Origin of the sequence: Stenotrophomonas sp. PS02298 (assembly GCF_029959445.1) — a bacterium.
Lineage (GTDB): Bacteria > Pseudomonadota > Gammaproteobacteria > Xanthomonadales > Xanthomonadaceae > Stenotrophomonas.
Genome location: NZ_JASCOR010000233.1, coordinates 1 through 4,582, shown reverse-complemented (window position 1 = coordinate 4,582; position 4,582 = coordinate 1). Strand labels below are relative to the sequence as shown.

The 4,582-nt window shown below is 64.3% G+C and carries 4 protein-coding genes; 2 read left to right on the top strand and 2 right to left on the bottom strand.

The annotated features are described in order from the left end of the window. Positions 1–76: 76 nt before the first annotated feature. Positions 77–730: a YiiX family permuted papain-like enzyme gene (locus QMX78_RS20135; protein ID WP_282272974.1), complete on the bottom strand. Its 654-nt coding sequence runs from the start codon at positions 728–730 to the stop codon at positions 77–79. Then, positions 730–1,986 carry a 6-phosphofructokinase gene (locus QMX78_RS20130; protein WP_282272972.1) on the bottom strand — a complete coding sequence of 419 codons (1,257 nt, stop codon included), beginning with the start codon at positions 1,984–1,986 and terminating at the stop codon, positions 730–732. The genes QMX78_RS20135 and QMX78_RS20130 overlap by 1 nt, the downstream gene beginning before the upstream one ends. Positions 1,987–2,129: 143 nt before the next feature. On the opposite strand from QMX78_RS20130, the gene QMX78_RS20125 reads away from it, so the two are divergent. Together QMX78_RS20125 and mpl are read left to right on the top strand one after the other, a co-directional pair. Continuing rightward, positions 2,130–2,693: an adenylate kinase gene (locus QMX78_RS20125; RefSeq protein WP_282272970.1), complete on the top strand. Its 564-nt coding sequence runs from the start codon at positions 2,130–2,132 to the stop codon at positions 2,691–2,693. A gap of 330 nt (positions 2,694–3,023) precedes the next feature. After that, positions 3,024–4,502, top strand: a complete 1,479-nt coding sequence (gene mpl, locus QMX78_RS20120) for a UDP-N-acetylmuramate:L-alanyl-gamma-D-glutamyl-meso-diaminopimelate ligase (RefSeq protein ID WP_282272968.1) — start codon at positions 3,024–3,026, stop codon at positions 4,500–4,502. Positions 4,503–4,582: the final 80 nt, after the last annotated feature.

Sequence of the window (4,582 nt, the reverse complement as noted above, 5' to 3'; positions counted from 1 at the left end):
AGCCGAGCCATGCTCGGCTGGGGCGTTACCGGGAAAGCCTCTGCCGAGCATGGCTCGGCACTACGCAGTGGTTCCGTCAGCGCTGGTCAACCGTCACCAGCAAGGGTGAGGCGAAGATGGCCGCTGGCGAAATCACCGGCTCGGCCAACGGGACATGGTTGCCGTAACGTTCGCGCAGTTTGCTGCGGACCACCGGTGCCTGCAGGTTGAAGCTGTCCAGGCGCGCCAGTGGCGCCAGTTCGATGCCGGCGGCGTCGCGGTACAGCTTCCACACCAGCTCCGAGCAATAGATGCGTTGGTCGGACCACTCGAAGCCCAGGTCATAGGGGCGGCCCACATAGCGTGTGGCGGCGGTATGCATCCGGGCCTTGTTTGCCGTTGTCAGCGGCCTTGATGGGCGTTTGATCACGTAGTGACGCTGCGCACCGCGATCCAACCAAGCCTGCAAGGGCGTATACCGCACCGGCTGCACCGCTTCCAATACGTGGGCTTGACCGCCACGCAGCAGGACGACACCCATATGGCTGTAACGCGAGCCGGTGGCGGCCTGTACTGCTGCACTTTGGCTGGAGGTGGAGGTGTGGAAGACGACGTCGCCATCCTGCGGTGTGTAGGCGCCGGCCAGTTGCGCGGATGCCATGCACAGCAGCAAGGCGATGCACTGCATCGCCCTGGAACCAGCAGTGAAGCGACGCGGAGGCCGCAGACAGCACCGGCGAACGCGCGACATCAGCCTTCCCAGGCTGCCAGTTTCTTCGCCACGGCGACGTTCTTCAGGGTCACGTACTTCGGCAGGCCGTCGCGGCCATACGGCAGCGGCGCTTCGCCACGGATCAGTGGCTGCAGGTAGCGGCGCGCCTTTTCGGTGATGCCGAAACCATCCTTGCGGATGAAGCTGGCCGGCATCTTCTTTTCGTGGTTGGCGACCTTTGACAGCGGCGCGGCTTCGATCTTCCAGCGATACGGCACGTCCGAGCTGCGCACGATTACCGGCATCACCGAGTTCTGTCCCTTCAGTGCGAACTGCACTGCCGCCTTGCCCACTGCCTGTGCTTGTTCCCAGTCGGTCTTGGAGGCGATATGGCGGGCCGAGCGCTGCAGGTAGTCGGGCAGGGTCCAGTGCACCTTGTAGCCGAGTTCGGCCTTGACCTTGCCGGCCAGATACGAAGCCACGCCGCCGAGCTGGGTGTGGCCGAAGGAATCCTTGACCCCGCCGGCATCGGCGACGAACTGGCCATCGGCGGTATGGATGCCTTCGCTGGCCACGACAACGCAGAAGCCAACCTTCTCGACCACTTGTTTCACCTTGGCGAGGAACACCGGCTCGTCATAGGCGCGCTCCGGCAGCAGGATGATCTGCGGCGCATCGTCCGGGTTCTCGCCAGCCAGGCCAGCCGCCGCTGCCAGCCAACCGGCATGACGGCCCATCGCCTCGTAGATGAAGACGCGGGTGGAGGTCTCGGCCATCGCTGCCACGTCCAGCGCGGCCTCGCGCACCGAGATCGTGGTGTACTTGGCCGCCGAGCCGAAGCCCGGGCAGGTGTCGGTGACCGCCAGATCGTTGTCGATGGTCTTGGGTACGCCCACGCAGGTCAGCGGGTAGCCGTACTCCTTGGCCAGCTGCGAGACCTTCAAGGCGGTGTCGGCCGAGTCATTGCCGCCGTTGTAGAGGAACCAGCGCACGTCATGCGCCTTGAATACCTCCAGCAGGCGCTCGTACTTGGCGCGGTCGGCATCCAGCGACTTGAGCTTGTAGCGGCACGAGCCGAACGCGCCGCCCGGGGTGTGGGCCAGCGCGGTGATGTTGGCGGCCGACTCCTTCGAGGTGTCGATCAGCTCCTCGCGCAACGCGCCGAGGATGCCGTTGCGCGCAGCCAACACCTTGATTTTCCTGGCTCTTGCCTCGGCGATGACGGCCGAGGCGGTGGCGTTGATGACGGCGGTGACGCCGCCGGACTGGGCATACAGCAAGGTGCCTTTTGACATGGGCAATACTCTCCAGAGCGGGAGGACATTCCGGGACATTGGCCGGATGCGGTAAGCTGCACATATTGCGGTGCAGCGTGAATCGGCCCATGAGTCTAACGCCGCTGTCCGTCCCGTTTCCTCAAAACATATGGGAGTCAGGAATGCGATTGGTTCTGTTGGGACCGCCCGGTTCGGGCAAGGGCACGCAGGCGACGAGCCTGAAGGAACAACTGCAGGTTCCGCACATTTCCACCGGTGACCTGCTGCGCGCCGAAGTGGCTGCCGGCACCGAGCTGGGCAAGCAGGCCAAGGCGGTGATGGATGCCGGCAACCTGGTGTCCGACGACATCCTGCTGGGCATGCTGGAATCGCGCCTGTCGCAGGCCGATACCGCCAAGGGCTTCATCCTCGATGGTTACCCGCGCAACGTGGCCCAGGCCAACGCGCTGGGCGAACTGCTGGCCAAGCTGAACCAGCCGCTGGATGCCATCGTGCAGTTGGACGTACCGACCGAACTGCTGGTCGAGCGCATCGCTGGCCGCGCCCAGGAGCAGGGCCGCGCCGACGACAATCCGGAATCGGTGCGTCAGCGTCTGCAGGTCTACAACGATTCCACCGCACCGGTGATCGACTTCTACGCCGCCAAGGGCATCCTGGCGCGCGTCGATGGCGTTGGCGCGCTGGACGAAGTGCTGGCCCGCATCCTGGCGGCGATCAAGCGCTGATGATGGAGGGCGCCGGCGGCTGACCGCCGTGCGCCCATCTGCGTGCTCGCTGCGGCGGCCACGCATACAGAAACGCCCGGGGCCATGTGCTGGAACCGGGCGTTTCGCTTATAAAAAGCCAGCTAAGGGCGTGCTCACGGCCCCATCAGCATGAGCTCCCTGGGGATGGCCTCTTGGGGAGTAGGACCTGAGGGATACTGAGGCTGGCGTCACGTATTTTCATTGTGAATGCCGCGTGACGGTATCGGGGAATCCCCTACAGGCGATTGGGGATACAGCTCAACTTGGATCTGGATACCCCTAAACCGGCGCATCGGCGACAATCTGGGGATGAGCAAGATCCATATCCTCGGCATTGCCGGCACTTTCATGGGCGGCGTGGCCGCTCTGGCCCGCGAACTCGGTCATCAGGTCGAAGGCAGCGATCAGGCGGTATACCCGCCGATGTCCACCCAATTGGAAACCTTGGGGATCAGCCTTTCGCAGGGCTATCTGCCGGGCAATATCAGTCCCGATTGCGACGAAGTAGTGGTCGGCAATGCACTGTCGCGCGGCAATCCGGCGGTAGAGGCGGTGCTGGATTCGGGCCGACGCTATACATCAGGTGCGCAATGGCTGTCCGAACAGGTGCTGCCGGGCCGCGACACCCTGGCGGTGGCCGGCACGCACGGCAAGACCACCACCACCACCATCCTGTCCTTCCTGCTGCAGGCGGCCGGGCGTGAGCCGGGCTTCCTGATCGGTGGCGTGGCGGAGGATTTCGGGGTGTCGGCGCGGTTGGGTAGGTCGCTGGCTGGGAGTGCGGGTAAGGCCTTACCCTCATCCGCCCCTGCGGGGCACCTTCCCCCGGCGGGGGAAGGGGAGGACGCATCGATCCTTTCGGATCGATCAGTGTCAAATCGACCACTTTTTGTTGTTGAAGCTGACGAATACGACACCGCGTTCTTCGACAAGCGCAGCAAGTTCGTCCATTACCGCCCCTTGGTCGCCATCCTCAACAATCTGGAATTCGATCACGCCGACATCTTCCCGGATGTGGCCGCGATCCAGCGCCAGTTCCATCACCTGGTACGTACCGTGCCCGGCCGTGGTCGCCTGATCGTCAATGGCGAGGACAAGTACCTGGCCGAAGTGCTGGCGATGGGCTGCTGGACGCCGGTGGAGCGCTTCGGCTTCGATCCGTCGCTGGAATGGAGCGCACGCCTGATCAACCAGGATGGCAGTGCGTTCGCCGTGCTGCACCGGGGCACGGAAGTGGCGACCGTGGAATGGTCGCTGCTGGGCCGGCACAACGTGCTCAATGGTCTGGCTGCCCTGGCCGCCGTGCATGCAGTGGGTGTCGAGATTGCCGGCGTCGCGCCAGCTTTGGCAGGCTTCCACAGCGTCAAGCGACGCATGGAAGTGATCGGTCAGGCGCAGGACATCACCATCTACGATGATTTCGCCCATCACCCGACCGCCATCCACACCACGCTGCAAGGCTTGCGCGCAAAGGTTGGCGATGCACGCATCGTGGTGGCGATGGAGCCGCGCAGCAATTCGATGCGATTGGGTGCGCATTCGGAGGCATTGGCGCCGTCGCTGGATATCGCCGACGCGGTGGTGTTCCTGGCCCGGCCGGAGCTGCCGTGGGATGCGGCCAAGGTGATCGATGCGGTGCGCGGCGATGCGCAGGCAGTCAGCGATACCGACGCATTGTTGGCCAAGCTCGGTGATGTCACGCGTGCGGGCGACCACGTGGTTTTCATGTCAAACGGTGGGTTTGACGGCGCGCCGCGGCGGTTCCTGGCGCAGCTGCAGTCGGCATAGAACGGACTGCAGCTTCACCTGTAGTGCCGAGCCATGCTCGGCTAGGGCTTTCCCGGTAAGGCCTCTGCCGAGCATGGCTC